Source organism: Tritonibacter horizontis, from assembly GCF_001518015.1.
GTDB classification, from domain to species: Bacteria; Pseudomonadota; Alphaproteobacteria; order Rhodobacterales; family Rhodobacteraceae; genus Epibacterium; species Epibacterium horizontis.
Window position 1 is genome coordinate 115,892 of record NZ_LPUY01000012.1, and the last position, 21,100, is coordinate 136,991.

Consider the following 21,100-nt stretch of genomic DNA (forward strand, 5'->3'; position numbering starts at 1 on the left):
CATAAAGAGGGTAGTGGCGCGCAGATGACAGACCAGAAACCGATCGGCAAGCTGGCGGCCCGCGCCGCCAGCAAGGGCGCAAAACGCGAAGCGAAAAAACGCCAGTTGGCGCAGAGTGCCATCGAAGCGATGAAGCGGTATGGCTACGCCAATACCACCCTGCGGGACATTGCGGCGCAATCCGAGCTGTCGCTGGGGATGCTGCACTACTACTTCGAGAACAAAGAGCAACTGCTGATCTATTGCGTCCGCCTATACAAAGAGGCCTTCGCGGCCGACATCGGTGCGCGCATTGCAGGCGCCAAGACACGCGAAGATCTGTTTCACGCCTTTGCTGAGGGGCTTGCCGCCTCCATCGTCGAAGAGGCCGAGACGCATCGGCTCTGGTACGATATCCGCAATCAGGCTTTGTTCGATCCGGTTTTTCAACCGGTGGTGGCGGAGATTGAAATCTCCCTGACCGGGCTCGTCGCGCATCTTGCAGAAGAACGCAAGGAAGCCCCCCCCCTCGGCGTGCTGTATGGCGCGGTGGACGGCGTTTTCCGACATCTGCTCGAACGTCAGCTTGTAAGTCACCCGCGACGCACCGCAGAGCTGAGCAACGATTTTTACATGCTGCTGGCGCGCGTCCTTAAGGTTTGAAGCGTCGGTTTGAGCATTGCCATGGAGTGTCTGCTGGCGTGGCTCAGGGATGTGAGCGGGCTTTTTGACTCAGGCAAATTTTTGAACCCCTCGTCGGTGGGGCGGCTCTGATACACCAATCCCGCTATGGATCCAGCTTGTGAAACCAGCATGGCCGCTGGTCTGCAAGAGCATCGCACTCAAGCGGCAAGACCATGAACGGGCCAGCATATCATCAAGCACCAAGCCCCGCCGCTCGCTGTGATCTGGTTCGGCCCAAAGACGAACTGGGATGTCGTGCCGACTGGAATTCGTGGCCCTCAACATCCCCTACCGCTGCTCAAAGCGGCGAGCGTTACGCAAGAGATCCACCTCGGGGGCGATGGGGCACGGGGACCCTCGGCTGTCATCCGATTTGGCTCTATGGACCCCGCCGTCGATGGCGCTGATCAACCGCATCGCGGTCTGAAAGGCGGGTCAGGAGACGCCCGAAACCGCTGCCCCCGAACGCGATGTGCTCTGCCTGTTCCAGATGGATCGCGGCCCCGGTCCCGCGCCAGCTGGGGAAACACCAGGCTCAGCCCGATTTTTACATACTCATCATACCTGTTGACAATATGACGAAAGTGCAAAAGAGTGACGGTCGAGCAGCGGGCAATGTCCGGGCTGCTTTCTTTGGGAGGAGAAAAACATGAATACGAACCGCCGCGTTTTTGTATCCGGGCTCGCTGCCGCAGTGACAGTGGCATCCACGACCATGGGGCGCGCTCAGGACAAGGGTTTGATTGCCATCATCACGCCCAGCCATGACAATCCGTTCTTCAAGGCCGAAGCAGTCGGCGCCGAGGCCCGCGCTCAGGAGCTGGGCTATGAAACCATCGTGCTGGTCCATGACGACGACCCAAACAAGCAGTCTGAGCTGTTCGACACGGCAATTGCCCGTGGCGCCAATGCGATCATCCTCGACAACGCAGGCGCGGATGCGACTGTGGCGGTGGTAAAACGCGCCCTCGATGCGGGCATTCCGTCTTTTCTGATCGACCGCGAAATCAAGGAATCCGGCATTGCGATCAGCCAGATCGTGTCCAACAACTACCAGGGCGCGCAGTTGGGAGCCGAGGAGTTCGTGACCATCATGGGCGAGGAAGGCAACTATGTGGAGCTGCTCGGCCGTGAGGCAGACACCAACGCGGGCATCCGGTCGTCGGGCTACCACGATATCATCGACCAATACCCCGATCTCGTGATGGTGGCGCAGCAGTCCGCGAACTGGTCGCAAACCGAAGCCTTTGAAAAGATGGAATCCATCCTTCAGGCGAACCCTGACATGAAAGGCGTGATCTGTGGCAACGACACAATGGCCATGGGCGCCTGGGCCGCATTGGAGGCCGCTGGCCGCAACGAAGTGATCGTTGTCGGGTTTGACGGCTCCAACGATGTGCGCGACAGCATTCTTGCGGGCGGGATCAAGGCAACCGTGTTGCAGCCGGCCTTCCGCCAGGCGCAGATCGCGGTCGAACAGGCCGATCAGTACATTCAAACCGGATCCACCGGGCTTGAGGAAAAGCAACTGATGGATTGTGTTCTGATCAATGCCGACAATGCGGCTGATCTCGAAACCTTCGCTCTAAGCTCCTGATCTGACAAGAGTTCTGACTGAAACACAGGAGCCCGCCGCAGATTGCGGGCTCTTCGCGGGAGGGGTCTGCATGCATCGCACGCTACATCTATCTGTCTTGTTCCTGATGTGTTTTGCGGCCCTGAACGCCTGCAAAATCGTTAAAAATGCCGATCCTGCCGAGGCGGGCCAGGCGGAAGAGGCGCAAACAGACGAGGCGCGTATGGCTCTGCTGTCGCGCCAGATCTGGGAGCCGAAGGTGCTGCCGGCGGTCGCCCAGCTTTTGGCGCCATTGCCGGATCTTCGCGCGGCCCTAGCAGAGGACGTCGATGCAGCCAGCGCGCAATATGGCTACAAACCCGAAGGGGAAGCCAGCCCCTGGAATTTCGCGGTGGCAGGGTCCGGCCGTGTCGTCGAGACCAAGATGAAAAGCCGCGCCGCCAAGGTTGAGGTCGACACCGATGGCGATGGCGCGGCGGATGTGACGCTTCAGCTCGGCCCGATCATTCGTGGCACCGCGCTGCGCGATGCGATGCCCTTCCTCAGCTTCAGTGATTTCCGGGACCAGATCGAATTTGCAAAACTGGCCGGCGGGCTGAACAAGATGGCCCACGAAACCATCGAGATCCCGACAGAGGATCCGATTGGGCAAACCGTCACCTTTGAGGGCGTCTATACCTTCAAAGACCTCGAAAGCCGGCCAGAAATCGTTCCCACCTCTGTCACATTCGGTGCCCCATGAGCGCGCATGAGATCGGCCTGTCCATTCGTGGCGGCACCAAAGTCTATCCAGGTACAATCGCGCTGAAAGCCGCCGATTTTGACCTGCACATGGGGGCGGTCAATGTCCTCGTTGGCGAAAATGGCGCCGGAAAATCCACGATGATGAAAGTCATCGCAGGGGTGGAACAATTGACCCAAGGAAAGATCATCATTGATGATCAGGAGGTTACGTTTCGCAACACGGATGAGGCCGTGCGCCATGGCATCGGCATTGTGTTCCAGGAATTAAACTTGTTTCCCAATATGACGGTGGCCGAGAACATCTTTATCGCGCGGGAAAAGACCCGCGGCGGCATTGATATTGACAAGGCGACCCAACGCAGCCGAACCCGCGCGCTGATGGCGCAGCTGGAACAGGACATTGATCCCGATGACCTTGTTGGCGACCTGCGCGTGGGCCAGCAACAGATTGTCGAGATTGCCAAGTCTCTGGCCCATGACGCGCGCATTCTGATCCTGGATGAACCAACCTCCGCCCTGTCTGCGGCCGAGGTCGACATCCTGTTCCGGGTGATCGCGGACCTGAAAAAACGTGGTGTCGGCCTGGTCTACATCTCGCACCGGCTCGAAGAGCTGATCAAGATCGGGGATTACATCACGGTGCTGCGCGACGGCGTCATTACCGGCGCGCGATCCATGGACGGCGTCGATGTGGATTGGATCGTGCGCAACATGATCGGCGAAAGCGGCAAGGATTTTCCAAAGGAAATCCACCATCCGTTCGGCGACGAAGTGTTCCGGGCCAGCCATATTTCGCTTCCCGGACCGGGCGGCGGCCTGGCGGTCAATGACGTGTCCCTATCCCTGCGCAAAGGTGAAATTCTTGGCGTTTACGGGCTGATGGGGGCAGGTCGGTCCGAGTTCCTGGAATGCGTGATCGGACGGCATGGCCATGCGACCGGCACGGTGTCGATTGACGGTCAGCCGCTCGGCGAAAAAAGCGTGGCCGGGCGTATTCGGCGCGGGCTCGCACTGATCCCCGAAGACCGCAAGAACGACGGCCTGGTGCAGATCCTGTCGATCCGAGAAAACATGACGATGTCCAGTCTGGCGCGTTTCACCAAAGCGTTCCACCTCAGCCTTCGGCTCGAAAAGAAAACCGTCGCTGACTTCGTCAAACGGATGACGATCAAGATCGCCTCGCCCGAGCATGAAGTCTCCTCTCTGTCCGGAGGCAACCAGCAAAAGGTGGTCATTGCCAAGGCGTTGATGACAGACCCCAAGGTTCTGCTGATGGACGAACCGTCGCGCGGGATCGACATCGGTGCCAAGGCCGAAGTGTTTCGTGTCATGCGCCAACTGGCGGCAGATGGCCTTGGGATCATCTTTGTCACCTCGGATCTGGACGAGGTTATTTCGCTGTCAGACCGGATTCTGGTCATGTCCAACGGCCGCATCACCGGCGCATTCACCCAGCAAGAGGCCACAAATGCCAAGTTGGTCGAAGCCTCTGCGATTGGGCACAAGAAAGAACAAACCACCGAGGAACCCGCCTGATGGCTGAACAAAACACCGCCGCGTCGTCTTTTTCCAGCTCGGACGCATTGCTGATCCTGCTCAAGGCGCGGACGTTTATCGCGCTGATCCTCGTCTTTGTGTTCTTTGCACTGAACGCCCCCAATTTCATGTCCACCGCAAACATGGTGATCATGTCAAAACATGTGGCGCTGAATGCGTTTTTGGCTATCGGCATGACCTTTGTGATCGTCTCCGGCGGTATTGATTTGTCCGTCGGCTCGATCGTCGGGCTATGCGGCATGGTTGCGGGCTATCTGTTGTTGAACGGCCTTGATATCGGGCTGGGCTGGACCATGCATTTCAACACGGTTGAAATCTGTCTGCTGGTGATCCTTGTCGGGGTGCTGATCGGCGCCATCAACGGGTTCTTGATCACGCAGCTGAATGTGGCGCCGTTTATCGCGACCTTGGGCACGCTTTACGTGGCGCGGGGCGCTGCCATGCTCAGCTCGGATGGCCGCACGTTTCCCAACCTCAACGGCAATGCCGAATACGGGTCCGAGACCTTCCGCTGGATCGGAACCGGACATGTCCTCGGGATCCCGTTTTCGATTGCACTGTTGATCGTTGTCGGCTGCCTTGCCGGGTATATCGCCGCGCGCACGCCGCTGGGGCGGCATATCTATGCGGTCGGGGGCAACGAACGGGCGGCGGGACTGTCGGGGATCAAGGTCAATCGCACCAAGTATTTCGTCTATATCTTTTCCGGCTTTTGCGCCGCATTGGTCGGGCTGATCATTTCGTCGCAACTGGTGGCCGCCCATCCAGCGACGGGCGACACGTTTGAACTCAACGCGATTGCGGCGGCGGTGCTGGGCGGCACCTCCATGTCGGGCGGACGGGGCCGGATCATCGGCACCATCATCGGTGCCTTTGTGATCGGTGTGCTCTCGGACGGCTTGGTCATGATGGGCGTGTCCTCCTTCTGGCAGACCGTCATCAAGGGGCTTGTCATCATTGCCGCGGTGGTCATTGATCAAGCCCAGCAAAAGGTTCAGGCTCGCGTCGTCCTGCGGGCGCAAGCGGCGTTGGATAAATAGGGGGGCTGTCATGAAAGGAGCATTGATTGGCTGCGGGTTCTTCGCGCAGAACCAACTTCACGCCTGGCGCGACATGGACGGGGTCGAAATTGTCGCGCTCTGTGATCAGAACGACGAGCGATTGCGCCAGTGTGCGGATGATTTCGCCATCTCCCGAACCTATACCGATGCCGCCGAGATGTTTGCAGCCGGTGGGTTCGATTTCGTCGATATCGCTACCACCGCGCCCTCACACCGTCCTTTGGTCACCCTGGCAGCCGAGGCGGGTGTCCACATCATCTGCCAAAAACCCTTTGCCGAAACTCTTGCGGATGCGCGGGCGATGGTTTCTGCCGCGGCCAGCGCCGGCAAGACCCTGATGGTGCATGAAAATTTCCGCTGGCAATCGCCGATCCAGGCCGCATTGCAGGTTGTCGCCTCCGGGGCCATTGGTGATCCGTTTTTTGGGCGGTTCAGTTTCCGATCCGGCTATGATGTATTCTCTGGCCAGCCCTATCTGGCCGAAGGGTCCCGGTTCATCATCGAGGATCTCGGCATTCATATTCTCGACATCGCGCGGGCCTTTCTGGGCGATGCGCACCAGATTTCCGCCACCACAAGGCGGGTCAATCCGAACATCAAAGGGGAAGATGTGGCCACCATGCTGCTGACCCACAAGGGCGGCGCCACAAGCGTTGTGGATTGCTCCTATGCGACCCGCCGCACGCCGGAGACCTTTCCGCAAACCCTGATCGAGATCGACGGCACCGAAGGCACGCTGGTGCTGGATGCCGGGTATCGGCTGACGGTGACCGGCCAGATCAGCCAGTCGCGCGACGTCGCGCCGCCGGTTCTGCCCTGGGCGCAACGACCATGGCACAACATTCAGGAAAGCGTGCTGACGATCCAGCAGCACTTTGTCACCTGCCTCGCCAACGGGCAGATCCCGGCCACATCCGGCGCCGACAACTTGCAGACCCTGGCCCTGGTCGAGGCGGCCTATCTGTCCGCAGCGGAGGGGCGCACTGTGTCCCTGGCCGACCTGTGAGCGATCATCGCGCGCTCTACGGGACCGACCATCGCGCGGTTGCAGCAACCGCCCATGTTGCCGGGCCATGGTCCTTCATGCTGGAAGGCGGCGCGCTGCGCTATGTGAAACATCAGGGGGTCGAGGCGATCCGCGGCATTGCCTTTCTGGTCCGGGATCGCGATTGGGGCACACTATCGCCGCGGATCGAACAGAAGGTCGAAACCCAGGACGGCGACCACCTGACAATGGCTTTCACAGCGACATATGACAGCGGCGCGGCGCAGCTGATCGTTGACATCACCATCGACATCTCGCCTGAGACCCTGTCGATCTCTGCCCAGGGCCGCGCGCGCGGCGATTTTGAAACCAACCGCGCCGGCTTTACCGTCCTGCACCCGATTGACGGGGTCGCAGGACAGCCGGTGCGGGTCGGGCACAGCGATGGCCGCGTTGAAACCGCTCGTTTTCCTCTGCTGATCGACCCCTGGCAGCCGTTTAAGGACATCGTTTCGCTGACCCATACCCTGGGCGAGCATAGTGTGACCTGCCAGTTTTCTGGCGATACCTTCGAAATGGAAGACCAGCGTCAATGGGGGGATGCGTCGTTCAAGACCTACAACCGCCCATTGGCAAAACCCTGGCCTTACGTGCTGGAAGATCAGGAAAAACTGGTGCAATCCGTGGCGCTGACCCTGTCAAAGCCGCTGCCGGATACGACGCCCGCCGCCGCGAGACACGCGATTTCCGCCCGTTTCCCCGAGATGGCGCTGGCGCTGACACCGGACGAAGCAGTGCAGCTGGCCGCCGCGCCCGATGTGCTCACATCCGTCAACCCGCAGCGACTGTTGTGCCATGTTGATATGGATCTTGGGGATCTCGACCGTCAGCTCCACGCCTTTGCCGCCGCCCAGGCCGCGTGCCCGACCCGCATTTTTGATCTGGAGCTGATTTTGGCCTGCAACGCCAGTCCCGCCACCGAAATGACTGATGTGGCAAAGCGGATGCGCGCGGCGCAGTTTCATCCCGCTAGCGTGATGATTTGCCCTTCGGTGGATCGCCAGTCGACCCCGCCGGGCGCGCAGTGGCCTGACTGCCCACCGTTGACAGACATCCACAGAGCCGCCGCCGAGGTCTTTGCCGACCTCGTCCGGGGCGGCGGCATGGTCAGCTTTTTCCCCGAGCTGAACCGCAAACGTCCGCCGCTGGACACCTTGGATTTCGTCGGGCACGGGCTGTGCCCGATCGTGCATGCGGCTGACGATATGTCCGTAATGGAAACCCTGGAAGCGATCCCGCATATCACAGGCTCCGCCCGCGCCATTTTTGGCGACTTGCCCTACCGGATCGGGCCTGCCACCATTGCGATGCGCCAAAACCCATATGGCACGCGCACGATCCCGAACCCCGATGCGCAGCGGCTATGCATGACCGACGATGACCCGCGCCATCGCGGCACGTTCGGGGCGGCCTATGCGATTGGCCTCGCCACCGCGCTCGCGCCCGCAAACATCGCCGTTTGGACTCCGGCAGCGGTTTTCGGACCACGTGGTGTGACTGGACAGCTCCCGATTGCGCAGGCCCTGTCGACCTTGGCGGCCCTGGCCGGGCAGCCTGTCAAAACCGCCCAAATTGCCAATGGCATGGCAGAGCTATCCGTCGGCGAGACGTTGATCATCGCCAATCTGACCCCAGAACGGCGCGGCGATCTGGGTCCCTATGAATGGCGCGTCTGACAGGCGCGACGCGCCCTAGGACGGCGCAACCTTGAACCGGGAGTCCGCCCGGCTCAGGTGGGCTTCCAGCGCCTGTTCAGTGGCGTCCGCGTCATTGGCAGCCAGGTATTTGACGATTTCAGCGTGCTCGCTCAGCGTTGTTTCCTCGCGTCCCGACCACAACAGCAACGATGAGTGATATTCAAACAGCCAGGTCAGCATCATCTCGGTAATCGCCTGGATAAGCGGGTTTGCCGTGATCTGCGCCAACCGCGTGTGAAAGGCAATATCCGCTTTCATGAACAGCTCTGCATTGCCAAGCTGGGCGCGCTGCGCGTCGATCAGCGCCAAAAGCTCGGCCGCATCCTTGGCTGTGCATTTTTGCGCCGCAAGCCGCGCCGTGCCGCGCTCCAGAATGTGACGGATGACCTTGAGGTGGTCGATATTGGCCGGCTCGCTCGACAACAGCAATTTTGCGATATCGTCGAGCTGGCTAAACGCTACCCCCGCGGTCAGTGCGTTCACGCGGCTGCGGCCGCCATGAGTGATCGTGATCAGCCCCTTGCTTTGCATCGCCTGCAAGGCCTCGCGCACCGCAGGGCGACCGACGCCGAACCGCTCCATCAGGACCCGTTCAGAGGGGACCACATCGCCGGGGGCAAGCTCCCCACTGGCGACCATTTCACGCAAACGTTCAAAAACCTGATCGGACAGTTTCAGCCGGACAATTTTGTTATCTTGCGGGCTTTGTTCGTTCATGTTGCGTCAGGTCCCTTGCAGATCTGATGCGATACTAGAACTTGTTCACTGGTCCTACAAGTGGCTTGGCGCCGGGTCTCATGTGATCCGCTCGATGCTTGCCGCGATCTCTTCGGGTTCAAAGACGCGTTTCCAGTCATCGCGCATCAGGACGGGTTTGCCGAATTCCATCGCCTTGTTGCAGGCATCGGAAAAGACGCCGTCAATTTCGCCAAAAATCACCGCTCCCAGGATGTTCATATGGCCCAGCAGAAAATCGCGTGCCGCTTCTTTCGGGACGCCACGACTGACAACTTCGTCCATGGCCTCGCGCATGATGTCCAGCAGCGAGGCGCAGACCGTTTCAGACAGCCCCGGCTCAAGCAGCGCCATCTGTTCGACGGTGACACGGTGGGACCGCGCGACCGGGGCGTAGATGGCTTTGCCAACGGATTCCCCCAAGGCATAATCGGTCTCCGGCCCTTGCATCAGTGCGTTTACGATGCCTTGTTGCGCCGCCACACCGCCGAAATGATCCTTGCGTCCTGCTTCGGTCGTCTCGTCGTTAAAGATCGGCGGATGGCACGGATGGCTGACGAAATAGGTGACATCGGCGCGCTTCGGCAGATGCCCCGCAAATGGCGCCGCCGCATCAAGACAGATGATCATTGCGCCGGATTTCACCTTGTCGATGATACCTTCCGCGACCTTGCCGATAGCGGTGTCCGGCACCGCCAGAACGATGACATCGGCGTCTTTCAGGGCGTCATCCGTGGCCTGGCATTCGAACCCCAGCTCGGCCTTCAGGCGCTGTTTGCCGATCTCCGACACTTCGACATGTGCGGTTTCGAAGTCCGTATTCACAAGGTTGCGTGAAAGGCGAACACCCATTTTTCCGCCAGCCCCGAATAATGCGATTTTGGTCACGTTCGTTCTCCCAAAGGTATCTCGGATGCCCATTCATCGAAGAATTGACAACTGGTATGATAAGCTACTAAGTATTCCACCAAGTCAAGAGGACAGCGAACAAAATGAAGGTGCTGCGTTGAATAGATTACCGACAGGGATCGCGGTCGCCTGGTATGGCGATGACTTCACCGGCGCCGCTGCCGTGATGGAGGTCCTGGCCTTTGCCGGGGTTAAGGCGATGCTGTTCTTCGAACCGCCAACGCAGCAGCTTTTGGCGGCCTATCCGGATCTTCAGGCGGTCGGCGTGGCCTCGACGGCGCGGGCCCGGTCACCGGACTGGATGCGCCGCCACCTGCCGGCCGCATTTCGGGCGCTGGCCGATCTGGCACCACAGCTCCTGCACTATAAGATTTGCTCGACGTTGGATTCCGCGCCTGACGTCGGCTCGATCGGATGTGCGATTGAAATCGGTGCGGACCTTGCCGGTGTCAAAACAGTGCCGGTCCTCGTCGCGGCCCCGCAGATGGGCCGCATCCAGATAGCCGGAGAGCTATTCGCCGAGTTCAAAGGAGAGATGTATCGATTGGATCAGCATCCGGTGATGTCGTGTCACCCTGTGACCCCGATGACAGAGCCCCGCCCGGCGCGCCATATCGCGCTGCAATCTCGCCGCATTGCACCACAGGACGGGGCAGATATCACCCTGATTTCAATAGATTGCTCCACTGATAATGAAGAGCGCGCAGTGGGCGAAGCGATATGGCAAGATCGCGCAGAAGCCCCCTTTGTGGTCGGCTCGCAAGGGGTCGAATATGCGCTGGTGCGTCATTGGATCGCGGCCGGCCTGCTGGAGCCGTGCCCCTTGCCTGCCGGGATCGGGCGCGCCAAGGGCATGGTTACCGTGTCGGGGTCTGTCTCTCCGGTGACGGCAGAGCAAATCGCCTGGTCGCGCGTCAATGGGTTTGCAACGATACGGTTCAATGCACTGGCGGCCTGTCAGGACGACGCCCAGCTGCAGACGGAAATCGAACAGATGGTCGAGGCGGCACTGGCTGCATTGCGCGATGGCAAGGACCCACTGATCTATACTGCCGAGGGTCCGAAGGATCCCGCCGTCAAATCGCTGACAGAACAGGCGCGCCTTGCCGGCCTTGGCATGGAGGTGGTGAACCGGCGTCTGGGCGACGCTTTGGGTCGGGTGCTCGACGCGATATTGCGCCGGTCCGATGTGACACGCGCCATTGTGTCGGGGGGCGACACCTCCGGCTATGCGATGGCGCGACTGGGGGTATTTGCCCTGTCCGCGCTGGCGCCCACAATTCCGGGTGCGGCTCTGTTCCGGGCTCATGCCGATGGGCCGCGGGACGGGTTGGAACTCGCATTGAAGGGCGGCCAGATGGGAAGCCCCGATTATTTCGGCTGGATACGGGACGGAGGCGGCCAACGATGACCCGCATTTACGCAACCTACGATATCGAAACACCCGTCGGGCTTGACCGCGCGGCCAGTGTGCTGGCCGGCGAGCAATCAACCGGAACCTTTGTGCGACTTGCGGCGGAAACCGATGAACTGCGCGCCCGATCCGCAGCGGTGATTGAAAGCATTACCGCCACCGGCTCCGCATCAAAGCCCGCGCTGCCGACGCGCAAGACCGGCGCCACCTACGACCGTGGCCTGGTCACCGTCAGCTGGCCGCTGGGAAATTTTGGCACCTCCTTGCCGACGCTTCTGTCGACGCTGGCGGGGAACCTCTTTGAACTGGCCGAACTCTCGGCCATCCGCCTGGTCCGCATGGATCTGCCCGCAGACTTTGCCAGGGCGCACCCAGGTCCGCAATTCGGCGCGACGGGCACGCGGCGCTTTATGGGCGGTCACGACGGGCCGCTCATTGGCACCATCATCAAGCCGAGCATCGGCCTGACCGCACAAGACACCGCGGATCTTGTGCGCAGCCTGGTCGCGGCCGGTATCGACTTTATCAAAGACGACGAATTGCAGGCCAATGGTCCGGATTGCCCGTTCGACGCCCGCCTGGAGGCGGTGATGCGGGTCATCAACGATCATGCCGACAAGACCGGCAAAACCGTTCTGTATGCGGCCAATATCACCGATGAAATCGATCAGATGAAACGCAACCTCGACAAGATGCAACGGCTTGGTGCGTCCTGCGCCATGGTTTGCGTTTCATCGGCCGGGCAGGCGGGTGTGCGATCCGTACGCGACCACAGTGCCGCGCTGATCCACGGGCACCGGGCCGGTTGGGGGGTGTATTCGCGGTCGCCCGATGTTGGGATCAGCTTCGAGGTGATGCAGAAACTCTGGCGCCTGGCAGGTGTCGACCACCTGCATGTGAACGGCTTGGCCAACAAATTCACCGAAGATGATGCCACTGTCGCCGAGGCCGCCCGCGCCGTGCAAACCCCGGTGTCCGATCACGGAGGTCCCGCCCACACAAGCATGCCAGTCTATTCTTCGGGTCAGACCATCTGGCAAATCGACCCGGCGCGGCGGGTCCTGGGCAACGACGATTTCATCTTTTGTGCCGGGGGCGGGATCATGAGCCACCCAAGCGGCCCGGCGGCGGGCGTCGAAAGCCTCAGACTGGCCGCCGAGGCCGCCCAGCAAGGCATCCCGATTGAGGCCTTCGCAACCAAGGGGGATCCCCTGTCCCAAGCAATGGCTCAATTCCCCCGCCCCAACATCAGCCTTTAGGCATCGGGGCGGGTTCGGGCATCCAGATCACAGGGCGTCGGCCCCCAAAAGAACAGGGCGGCCGCTTCCACCATTTGCGTTGGGGACGGGACTCAGCTGGCTTCTGTGCCGCGGCTTCGGAAGTGCTCCAACGTCCGCCGGTCTTTTTCGTTCAGCTCTCGCTTAACCAAAACAACGGCCATCGAATCCACGGCACGAGGCGTCCGGATCAAGACATCTTGTGGAGTGCCCGCAGATAAAAGCTGCTGCCCAATCGGGGAGATGTTGTACTTCATGCTCTCCATGTCAAACCGGGCTTGGTCCCATCCAAGGTACCAATGCCAGTCGGTATAGTATAGCCAGCTGCGCTCGTTAAATGCGCGGATGTGTGTTGGATCCTGCCAGGCCCCGAAGGACAGATCTTACGGGACCAAGATGTTGAATTTCCCACCAAACTTCAGAACATTGAGACAGTTCGTCATCGCAGACACGAGGTCGGGAATATGCTCGATCACATCATTGCAAATGATCTCGTCGAACATTTCGTGCTTAATTTCAACCTCGCCGAACCGGTCCGTCGGGAAACATGACCCAACGAGATCCTTCCTGCTGAGATCCACCTGAATGTCCGGACTCCAATAATCAGAGTAGTCCAGGTTCAGGCAATCGCTTCGAAAGTCCTTGCCACTGCCGATATTAAGTTTGACTGGCAGAACCGCTTCGCTCCGGTCTTCTACCGGATTGGACATTTCCATTTCATTCTCCTCAGTGAAGTACGTGCTTCAAGTATTCAGACTGCTTCATGTTTCTGAAGATCTCGTATCCACGATTTGCCAATTCCTGACGCCGTGGCGTGTCGGCCACAAGCGACTTGCAAGTCTCAACGAGGTCTTCGTAGGTCGACGGCTGTATGCAGTTCAACAGATCAGGGTCGATCTGAGTGTTCTCGCCAATTTCCGAGACGACTGCTTTTTTGTTGGCCAGCAGGTAGGACACCCGAGCGATCTCAAAGATCTGTGTCTCGTAAAAGTGCATATTCAGAACGACTTTTGATCGAGAAATCATGCCATCCCGCTTCGCACCGTAGACGCCAGTAACCGCGGTGACATTCAGTCCGGCAGCGCGCAGGTCGTCGACAATTTTCTGGCGCCGAACATTCAACATGCCGTAGAACAGGACATCGGTTTCCTGCTCGTCACGTTGAGGGATGCGGCACAGCTCGTCAGCGTAGCCAAGCCGGACATGTTTTACCTTTTCATCACCGCGCAGAGCTTTGAGAAACTCAATATTCCGCTCACTGTAATCCCACACCTCAAATTGGGAGAGCGCCTGCTTGTAGGCTGGCTTGACCGCCCAGTTGGTCTCACTTAGCTGTTCAAGATTGAAAAGCACAGTGTCCTCGGGCAAATTCATCAGAGCACCCGAACTGAGCAGATGGCCGCCAAGCACAATATGGCGCGCATTGGGAAAGAGGTTGTCTTCTGCGAGGATTGCCGAATATCCAAGCTCCGAAAACCCCGCCTTCAACCCCAATGCAATTTCGTTAAAAGCTGCGGCATGTTGATATCCTGGTGGACGCGGCTGAACAATAGCAATGAGACCGTCCTGTGTTCCTCTTAGGCTGTATAATAATTACAACGGGTTGAGTTAAATTACTTCAATCGGATCAAAAAATTATTAATTCGCAGAGGCAGGCTCGATTTCATTTATGCGCTTCGTCAGCTCATAAAATCGCTCAATCCACCCGTGTCGTAAGATCAGGTCTTTGCTATCGAGCTCAAGATCTTCGCCCCTGGCACGCAAAAGCGCATTTTCTGCTGCCTCACAAATATCGACGGCAGCGTAAGGAAAGGTATGTATCCCTTCGGCGGCGCTGGGAATTTCACTCGGAAATCTGTTTTCATTCGTGATCACATGGGTGCCCTGCGCGAGCGCTGAAAGGACACGGTCATGCTGGCCGTCCTCGAAACCAGGATCAAAGTTCAAAGTCGCCTTGTAGCGGCCCAACACATTGACAACTTCGGGATGCGCAACCTGGCCGCAAAAAGTGAATCCTTCATGGTCAGGGAAGGCTTCTTTCCAACCCGTGCCATATAGGTCCACGGGCAAACCGCGCAGGCTGTTCACTTTACTGTAGCGGGAAATGAGACGCAGCATACGATCGACTGCTGTTGCCAAACGGAGGATCGTCGGGTCCAGCAGGGATGTCGCGGGCAATGACAGCGCGGCCAGCACGTCTTTGGCGACGTTCCCTTTGAAAGTTTCGCTGGTAACCCTTGAAACTATATCTGAAATTTGCGCTTCCGAGGTGCCATCTGGACAATTCGCGGCCACCAGGTCCTGCAACGAATTCGCCGCCTTGGCGCCGACTGCGGGCAATGCGCCGAGGTTGCCGACGACAGCAATCGCGTCTTTCTTGTTGCTGCTGATGCCCCCACCCTGAAAGAAGCCCGCCATCGGCATGAAGTGCACCGGCTTGTCGCACCCGCGCGCGCTCCAGATTTCTGTCAGCATGGCCGCCGACGTGCGTTCGCAACAGGCAACGTGTAGATTCGGCCGGTCGACCGCGGCGTTAAAAAATTCACCAACAGATTTGATATTATTGAATTCGTAGAGGATGTTGTCGATCAGATACAGAACGAAGGGGCACGAGAATGCCTCTTAGATGGGCTGTTGATTGATGTTGAGCTTCAGGGGGAGCCCACCGAGGCTCAGCACCAACTCCACTTTACCTATATCAAGCCCCGCGATTTGGGCGTTGATGTCCTGATCAATGTAAAGGAGATGCGGTTGGTAGTTCAGGCAGGTGAGGCCGCCTGCCATTTGCTCCAAAAAATTCTCTACAACGAAGGAGGGGTGGGTAAACCCCAACAAAAGCGTGATCGGTCGCTCAGCTTTACGCATCTATTCCTCCTACGCGTTCAGCGAGAATCAGTCATTCTAAAACCTAGCTGTAGGAGTCTGGAGCTACGGAACGTCTCAGGCGCCGAACAAGAGATGTAAATCGTCAATATGCGGGTTTTAGAATGAGAGTCGCGATTATTGGAGCGGGCTGGTATGGCTGCCACATCGCGCGCTTCCTAAAATCCCTGGGGTATTCCGTCACGATCTTTGATCGTCGCGAAGACATCATGACAGAAGCGTCAGGCTTCAATCAAAACCGCTTGCACCAAGGGTTTCACTATGCGCGCGACTATGAAACCCGCATGCAATCAAGAGACGGCTTCAATCGATTTCTGGAGCGGTATGGCCATCTGACAGTTGATGTCTCTCCAAATCTGTACGCGGTGGCGGCTGACCAATCGCTGATCGACTACCGCACGTACAAAGCGATTATGGCCAGCAGCGGCATCGAATTCACCGAGGTTCCCCCGTCGGCCTGCGCGTTGAACCTGACCAACATTTCGGGGGTCATGGATACGGCAGAGCGGGCAATCGATGTGGATTTGGCCCGATCCTTTTTTCGGACTGAGCTGCAAGATGATCTCGTCTTGGGCACGTCGATCCGGCAGTCAGACCTTCAATATCGACGGCATGGCGTCCTCTTGCACGGCGATTGCTATGACTTTCTGATCGATGCCTCCTGGTCGAAATTTCTGCCTCTCAAGTCCTCCGTTTTTTTTGAACCAACGGTGTTGTTTTATTACGAATTTTCGCTTCCCCCCTTCGCGCTCACACTTGTCGATGGCCCGCTTGCCTCGATGTATCCAACCGGCCAGCCCGGGCTTTACACCTTGTCGAGCGTCACCCACACGCCATTGGGGCAATTCGCGACCGCAACCGAAGCAGAGCACAGGCTGAACAGCGTCAGTCGCGAAGAACTGGACGATATCCGGTTCCGCATGGAGGAGTAGATTGCCCTCTACTGGCCGGATTTCATGAGCAACACCCGGTATCTGGCACCACAGTTGTCGATCAAGACAAAGCCACATGGCCTGCAGGACAACCGCGCCTGCCGTATCGAACGCGATGATCGTGTCTTCAAGGTTATGTCGGGAAAAATCGACACCATCTTCTACGCCTCAGAGAGAATACTGAGCGAAATTTCCAGGACGGAGGAATTGTCGTGGACCTACTCATCGGACACACCGGCTTTGTCGGGTCAACACTGGCAAGAGCGCGAGACTTCGACCGGACGGTCAACAGCACAACCATCAATGAAATACGGGGGCAGACGTTTGATCTCGTAGTGAACTGTGGTGTGCCGGCAGAAAAATGGCGCGCGAACAAAGAGCCCGACCAAGATCGAGCCAATATCGCCAGTCTGATGGAGGTGCTGTCCACCATTTCGGCAAGGCGGTTTGTGCAGATCTCGACGATTGATGTCTTTAAAACCCCCGTGAACGTGGATGAAACCACGGACCCGATCCAACAAGGGTTGCATGCCTATGGCCTGCATCGTTTGGAGCTGGAACGGTTCATCGCCACAGATTTCCCAAAAGTCACGACTCTGCGGCTACCCGGACTTTTTGGCCGAGGCTTGAAAAAGAACATCATCTTCGACCTGATGCATCAGCGCTTGCTGGAGAACATCAATCCAAACAGCGCATTTCAGTGGTACCCGCTTGACAGGTTGGCTGAGGATATGGCGCGCGCAGTTTCAAACGATCTCTCTTTGTTGCATCTGGCACCGGAGCCTTTGGCCACCGAGGAGTTGGTTGAGAGGGTGTTCAAGGGATCCCCCATCGGCGCACCAGAAGGTCTTGCACCGCGCTATGATTTCCGGACCTGCCACGATGCCCTCTTTGAGCGGACCGATGGCTACATCATGGGCAAGGAGGAGGTGATTGCGGCGCTTCAGACGTTCGTGGCCGACGAAGCAGGGATCACATGAGGTCGCAAAGTCGGCTCAGCGTTTCAGCTCTGGCGTGGTCCGATCTGGAGGAGGCAGACGGGTTTGCCCTTTTGAACGCGCACGCGGTACGCGGAATTGAGCTGTTGCCGCCCCGCATCTGGAAATCCGAGTGGGGTATTGAGGGGTATCGGGCGCGCCTCACTGATCACGGACTATCGCCGGTTGCCTTTCAGGCCATCTATTATGGCCTCGATGGGGCGTCTCTTTTGGGGCCAGAGGAGGAGTTTGCGCGGCTCTTGGACCAGACCCACCGGGTTGCCGATCTCGCAGACGATCTCGGCGTTCCCTTAGGGGTTTTTGGCGCGCCATCGCTTAGGAAACTACCGATAGATAGCAGCGCCATTGCCGATTTGGGACCAGAGCGTCTGACCCGTCTGGATGCCGCATTAAAAGCCTACCGCTTCAATTTGTGCATCGAACCGCTAACCCGAAACATGGGCTGCGACTATCTGAACACATGCCAGAAGGTCATTGACGCCCTACGCGCAATTGGCGCGCAAAACCTATTCACGATGCTTGATACAGCACGCTCAATCAGCGCAGGCAACGACCCGACCACCGAGATCCGCGATCATCAGGCGGATATCGCACATCTTCATCTGTCGGAACCAAATCTTGCCTCTTTCGACAGGCTGTCAGCCGATTACACGTCTTTGGGCCAAGCGCTTGACGACGTGGCCAACACAGCTGTCTGGGCGTCGATTGAAATGCTGCGCACCGGCGATCAATGGCAACGTGATTGCAAGCAGGCCATCGCTGTAATGCAGGGGTGCTTTTAGGTTCTTTTGCTGGGGCAATGCCAAAAGGGGCGGCCCCGCAAGACAACACCCATCCTGCGAGGCTCCAATTCGGGTGTCGTCCGGCGGGGAACGGGCCGACAGGAGCCTCGTGGGGGGCTTTCGATACGCCCCCCCTATTTGTCGTGTCTAGAGCTGCTTGGGCGAATAGCCGCGCGGCAGATATCGCCCGGTCGGCGCGGCCTCGGTGAAGGTGCCCGCCGCGAACACCGTGCGGCCACCCAGGATGGTCCGCACCGGCCAGCCGGTGATCTCCATCCCCTCATAGGGGGTGTAGTCCGCCCCGTGGTGCAGGTCCACCTGGCGCACCGGAGCGCGACGATTGGCGTCCCACAGGGTGATATCCGCATCGGCGCCGATGATCAGCGCGCCTTTCTGGGGATACATGCCATAGAGCTTGGCCGGGTTGGTCGAGGTCAGTGCCACAAAGCGTTCCAGCGTGATCCGGCCCTTGCTCACACCTTCGGAAAACAGGATCGGCAGCCGGGTTTCGACGCCGGGGATGCCGTTTGGCACCCATTTGAACGAGGTCCGTGCGCGCGGGTTATCCTTGCCGGTGCCGTTCTCGCCGTCGAAATAGAACGGGCAGTGATCAGAGGAAAAGATGTCAAAGGTGCCGTCGCGCAGCCCCTGCCAGATCGCCGCCTGGCTGTCGCTGTCGCGGGGCGGCGGCGAGCAGACGTATTTGGCACCCTCAAAGTCCATGTTCAGACCCTTGAGGTCCTCGGCCGTCATCGCGACATATTGCGGGCAGGTCTCGGCAAAGACCTGCAGACCGCGCGCCCGGGCCCATTGGATCTGCTCCATCGGGTCCCGGCCCGAGACATGCACGATGACAATTGGCACATCCACCAGTTGCGCATGCGAGATCGCGCGGTGGGTCGCTTCGCGCTCGGCGATCTGGGCGTGGGCCTCGGCGTGATAATAGGGCGCGGTCTTGCCCTGCTCCTCCAGCTTGCGGGTCATGTATTTGATGGCGTCGTGGCCCTCGGCATGGACCATCACCAGCGCGTTTTCGCGTCGTGCCACGTCAAAGACATCCAGCAGTTCGGCGTCGTTCAGCACCATGTCGTCATAGGTCATGAACACCTTGAAGGAGGTATAGCCTTCGCGCACCAGCGCCGGGAGTTCCTGACCCAGCACCTGCGGCGTCGGGTCGGTGATGATCATGTGAAACGATACATCGCACCAGCTCTGCCCCTCGGCCTGTGCGTGGTAGTCGCGCACCGCCTCGCGCAGGGACTGGCCCTTGCGTTGCAACGCAAAGGGCAGGACGGTGGTATTGCCGCCCGCCACCGCCGAACGGGTGCCAGAGGCGAAATCATCCGCCATCACGGTGCCGTCGCCCTGCTCCTGGGCAAGATGCACATGGGCATCGACGCCGCCGGGCAGCACCAGAAGACCGCTGGCGTCGATCTCTTCATGGCCGCCCTCGATCCGGCTGGCGATCTGGGTGATCTTGCCATCGGTGACGGCAAGGTCGGCCTGGAAGCGGTCGCTGGCCGTCACAAGGGTGCCGCCGCGAATGACAAGATCGGGCAGGCTCATGCCGACACCTCCTCACGCAGACTGCGCACCACCTGGTCGAGCCCGGCCGTCAGCTTGTCGATTTCGGCGACGGTGTTGTAGTGCACCATGGAAACCCGCAGCACGCCGTCGCCATGGGTTTCGCCCAGACCCTCGACCAGGCGGCGGGAATGGAAATCGCCAAACCGGATCGCAACCCGGTGAGCGTCCATCGCCCGGGCGACAGCGCCGGAATTCAATCCGTCAAAGCGGAAGGCAATCGTCGGCACGCGGCTGTTGTCGGGGTTTTCTGCGGGGCCGATGACCGTGCAATCGTTGCGCGTGTTGAGCCAGGCCAGGAGCTTGTCTGTCAGCACCTGTTCCTGTCGGGCGATCGCGGCAAATCCGGCCTCCAGCGCGGCCCGGCCAGATCCGGCGCCGAGCTCCTGCAGGTACTCCACCACGGCCGTGGTGGCATAGGCCAGCTCGTAGTTCGGGTTGCCGGGTTCCAGTTTGCCCGGCACTTTGTCCTTGCCGTAAAAGTAGTGATAGAGCCCGTCGAGATCGGCCAGAAGATCATATTTTCCATACATGATCGCCGTGTGCGGACCGTAGCATTTGTAGAGGCTGAAGATGTAGTAATCCACGTCCCAACCGGTCACGTCGATGGCCCGGTGCGGCGCATAGGCGACCCCATCCACGCAGATTTTCGCACCGCGCGCATGAACAAAATCGGTGATCTCCGCAACCGGATTGATCTGCCCGAGGATGTTGGACACGTGATGGATACAGACCAGTTTTGTGCGCTCGGTCATCAGCGGGGCAAGCTGGTCGAGCGACAGTTGTCCGGTGTCCGGATCAAAGGGCCAGACCTTGATGACGACCCCGAATTCCTGCAGCCGGTCCCAGGGGCCGATGTTGGATTCGTGATCGGCATGGGTGACGATGACCTCGTCGCCGGGGCTGAACTGGCTGCGCATCGCGGCGGCCAGGGTCTGGGTCAGCACGGTTGTCGACGGGCCAAACACGATCTCTTCGGGGCGGTCGGCATTGACCAACAGCTGCGCGGCCTTGCGGCCCTGCATCAGCGCATCGGCAGCGGCCAGTGAAATCTCGTAGCTGCCGCCAATCTGCACATCCCGGTGGGTCAGAAACTCGACGATCCGGTCAATCGCCCCCTGCAGGGTCTGGGACCCGCCCGCATTGTCGAAAAAGGTCCAGTCCTTGGCCAGCGCCGGGAATTTTCCGCGCAGCTGCGCCATGTTCAGTTGGTCTTGATGCTCGGGCATCCTGTTGTCCTCAT

The 21,100-nt window shown here is 59.2% G+C and carries 20 protein-coding genes and 1 pseudogene; 12 read left to right on the forward strand and 9 right to left on the reverse strand.

Annotated elements, in window-relative coordinates; translation table 11 throughout:
* The first annotated feature begins 24 nt into the window (after positions 1–24).
* The 7 genes from TRIHO_RS02610 (at position 25) to TRIHO_RS02640 (ending at position 8,322) form a co-directional block, all read left to right on the forward strand.
* Positions 25–642 (forward strand): TetR/AcrR family transcriptional regulator, encoded by a 618-nt coding sequence (locus TRIHO_RS02610; RefSeq protein ID WP_068240147.1) that lies wholly within the window; start codon positions 25–27, stop codon positions 640–642.
* 670 nt (positions 643–1,312) lie between these two features.
* Positions 1,313–2,260: a D-ribose ABC transporter substrate-binding protein gene (locus tag TRIHO_RS02615; RefSeq protein WP_068240148.1), complete on the forward strand. Its 948-nt coding sequence runs from the start codon at positions 1,313–1,315 to the stop codon at positions 2,258–2,260.
* A gap of 70 nt (positions 2,261–2,330) precedes the next feature.
* The gene (locus tag TRIHO_RS02620) at positions 2,331–2,981 is read left to right on the forward strand and encodes a DUF2291 family protein (protein ID WP_068240152.1); all 651 of its coding nucleotides are present in this window, start codon (positions 2,331–2,333) and stop codon (positions 2,979–2,981) included.
* The gene (locus TRIHO_RS02625; RefSeq protein WP_068240153.1) at positions 2,978–4,519 is read left to right on the forward strand and encodes a sugar ABC transporter ATP-binding protein; all 1,542 of its coding nucleotides are present in this window, start codon (positions 2,978–2,980) and stop codon (positions 4,517–4,519) included. The genes TRIHO_RS02620 and TRIHO_RS02625 overlap by 4 nt, the downstream gene beginning before the upstream one ends.
* Entirely contained in the window at positions 4,519–5,580 is a 1,062-nt protein-coding gene (locus TRIHO_RS02630; protein ID WP_068240154.1) for an ABC transporter permease, read from the forward strand. Before TRIHO_RS02625 ends, TRIHO_RS02630 begins: the two co-directional genes overlap by 1 nt.
* A gap of 10 nt (positions 5,581–5,590) precedes the next feature.
* Positions 5,591–6,607 carry a Gfo/Idh/MocA family protein gene (locus tag TRIHO_RS02635; protein ID WP_068240155.1) on the forward strand — a complete coding sequence of 339 codons (1,017 nt, stop codon included), beginning with the start codon at positions 5,591–5,593 and terminating at the stop codon, positions 6,605–6,607.
* Positions 6,604–8,322, forward strand: a complete 1,719-nt coding sequence (locus TRIHO_RS02640) for a hypothetical protein (RefSeq protein WP_068240157.1) — start codon at positions 6,604–6,606, stop codon at positions 8,320–8,322. Before TRIHO_RS02635 ends, TRIHO_RS02640 begins: the two co-directional genes overlap by 4 nt.
* 15 nt (positions 8,323–8,337) lie before the next feature.
* Here the strand turns inward: TRIHO_RS02640 and nanR are convergent, their stop codons facing one another.
* Positions 8,338–9,060, reverse strand: a complete 723-nt coding sequence (nanR, locus tag TRIHO_RS02645; RefSeq protein ID WP_068240159.1) for a transcriptional regulator NanR — start codon at positions 9,058–9,060, stop codon at positions 8,338–8,340.
* A gap of 78 nt (positions 9,061–9,138) precedes the next feature.
* Positions 9,139–9,966 (reverse strand): phosphogluconate dehydrogenase C-terminal domain-containing protein, encoded by an 828-nt coding sequence (locus TRIHO_RS02650; protein WP_068240160.1) that lies wholly within the window; start codon positions 9,964–9,966, stop codon positions 9,139–9,141.
* 118 nt (positions 9,967–10,084) lie between these two features.
* Between TRIHO_RS02650 and TRIHO_RS02655 the strand changes: the two genes are divergently transcribed.
* Together TRIHO_RS02655 and TRIHO_RS02660 are read left to right on the forward strand one after the other, a co-directional pair.
* Entirely contained in the window at positions 10,085–11,398 is a 1,314-nt protein-coding gene (locus TRIHO_RS02655; RefSeq protein ID WP_068240161.1) for a four-carbon acid sugar kinase family protein, read from the forward strand.
* On the forward strand, positions 11,395–12,660 hold the full coding sequence (locus TRIHO_RS02660) for a ribulose-bisphosphate carboxylase large subunit family protein (protein WP_068240165.1): 1,266 nt from the start codon (positions 11,395–11,397) through the stop codon (positions 12,658–12,660). The genes TRIHO_RS02655 and TRIHO_RS02660 overlap by 4 nt, the downstream gene beginning before the upstream one ends.
* Before the next feature lie 92 nt (positions 12,661–12,752).
* On the opposite strand, the gene TRIHO_RS02665 is transcribed toward TRIHO_RS02660, so the two are convergent.
* The 5 genes from TRIHO_RS02665 to TRIHO_RS02685 all read right to left on the reverse strand — a co-directional run bounded on the left by TRIHO_RS02665 (position 12,753) and on the right by TRIHO_RS02685 (position 15,543).
* The gene (locus TRIHO_RS02665; protein WP_068240167.1) at positions 12,753–12,935 is read right to left on the reverse strand and encodes a hypothetical protein; all 183 of its coding nucleotides are present in this window, start codon (positions 12,933–12,935) and stop codon (positions 12,753–12,755) included.
* A 126-nt stretch (positions 12,936–13,061) separates the two neighbouring features.
* Positions 13,062–13,394 carry a methyltransferase domain-containing protein gene (locus tag TRIHO_RS02670; protein ID WP_068240168.1) on the reverse strand — a complete coding sequence of 111 codons (333 nt, stop codon included), beginning with the start codon at positions 13,392–13,394 and terminating at the stop codon, positions 13,062–13,064.
* Between the two features lie 10 nt (positions 13,395–13,404).
* Positions 13,405–14,172, reverse strand: a complete 768-nt coding sequence (locus tag TRIHO_RS02675) for a CgeB family protein (protein WP_068240169.1) — start codon at positions 14,170–14,172, stop codon at positions 13,405–13,407.
* A gap of 144 nt (positions 14,173–14,316) precedes the next feature.
* Positions 14,317–15,153 carry a glycosyltransferase family protein gene (locus TRIHO_RS02680; RefSeq protein ID WP_068240170.1) on the reverse strand — a complete coding sequence of 279 codons (837 nt, stop codon included), beginning with the start codon at positions 15,151–15,153 and terminating at the stop codon, positions 14,317–14,319.
* 147 nt (positions 15,154–15,300) lie between these two features.
* Positions 15,301–15,543, reverse strand: a complete 243-nt coding sequence (locus TRIHO_RS02685; RefSeq protein WP_068240171.1) for a hypothetical protein — start codon at positions 15,541–15,543, stop codon at positions 15,301–15,303.
* 116 nt (positions 15,544–15,659) lie between these two features.
* On the opposite strand from TRIHO_RS02685, the pseudogene TRIHO_RS02690 reads away from it, so the two are divergent.
* From TRIHO_RS02690 to TRIHO_RS02700, 3 genes and pseudogenes are all read left to right on the forward strand, one after another.
* Positions 15,660–16,493: pseudogene (locus TRIHO_RS02690) on the forward strand (FAD-dependent oxidoreductase); the annotation flags it as partial.
* Between the two features lie 212 nt (positions 16,494–16,705).
* On the forward strand, positions 16,706–17,473 hold the full coding sequence (locus TRIHO_RS02695) for a sugar nucleotide-binding protein (RefSeq protein ID WP_165595877.1): 768 nt from the start codon (positions 16,706–16,708) through the stop codon (positions 17,471–17,473).
* Positions 17,470–18,273 carry a sugar phosphate isomerase/epimerase family protein gene (locus TRIHO_RS02700; RefSeq protein ID WP_068240177.1) on the forward strand — a complete coding sequence of 268 codons (804 nt, stop codon included), beginning with the start codon at positions 17,470–17,472 and terminating at the stop codon, positions 18,271–18,273. Before TRIHO_RS02695 ends, TRIHO_RS02700 begins: the two co-directional genes overlap by 4 nt.
* 147 nt (positions 18,274–18,420) lie before the next feature.
* Here the strand turns inward: TRIHO_RS02700 and hydA are convergent, their stop codons facing one another.
* Both hydA and TRIHO_RS02710 read right to left on the reverse strand, forming a co-directional pair.
* Positions 18,421–19,839 (reverse strand): dihydropyrimidinase, encoded by a 1,419-nt coding sequence (gene hydA, locus TRIHO_RS02705; protein WP_082704988.1) that lies wholly within the window; start codon positions 19,837–19,839, stop codon positions 18,421–18,423.
* On the reverse strand, positions 19,836–21,086 hold the full coding sequence (locus TRIHO_RS02710) for a cysteine desulfurase-like protein (RefSeq protein WP_068240178.1): 1,251 nt from the start codon (positions 21,084–21,086) through the stop codon (positions 19,836–19,838). The genes hydA and TRIHO_RS02710 overlap by 4 nt, the downstream gene beginning before the upstream one ends.
* Positions 21,087–21,100: the final 14 nt, after the last annotated feature.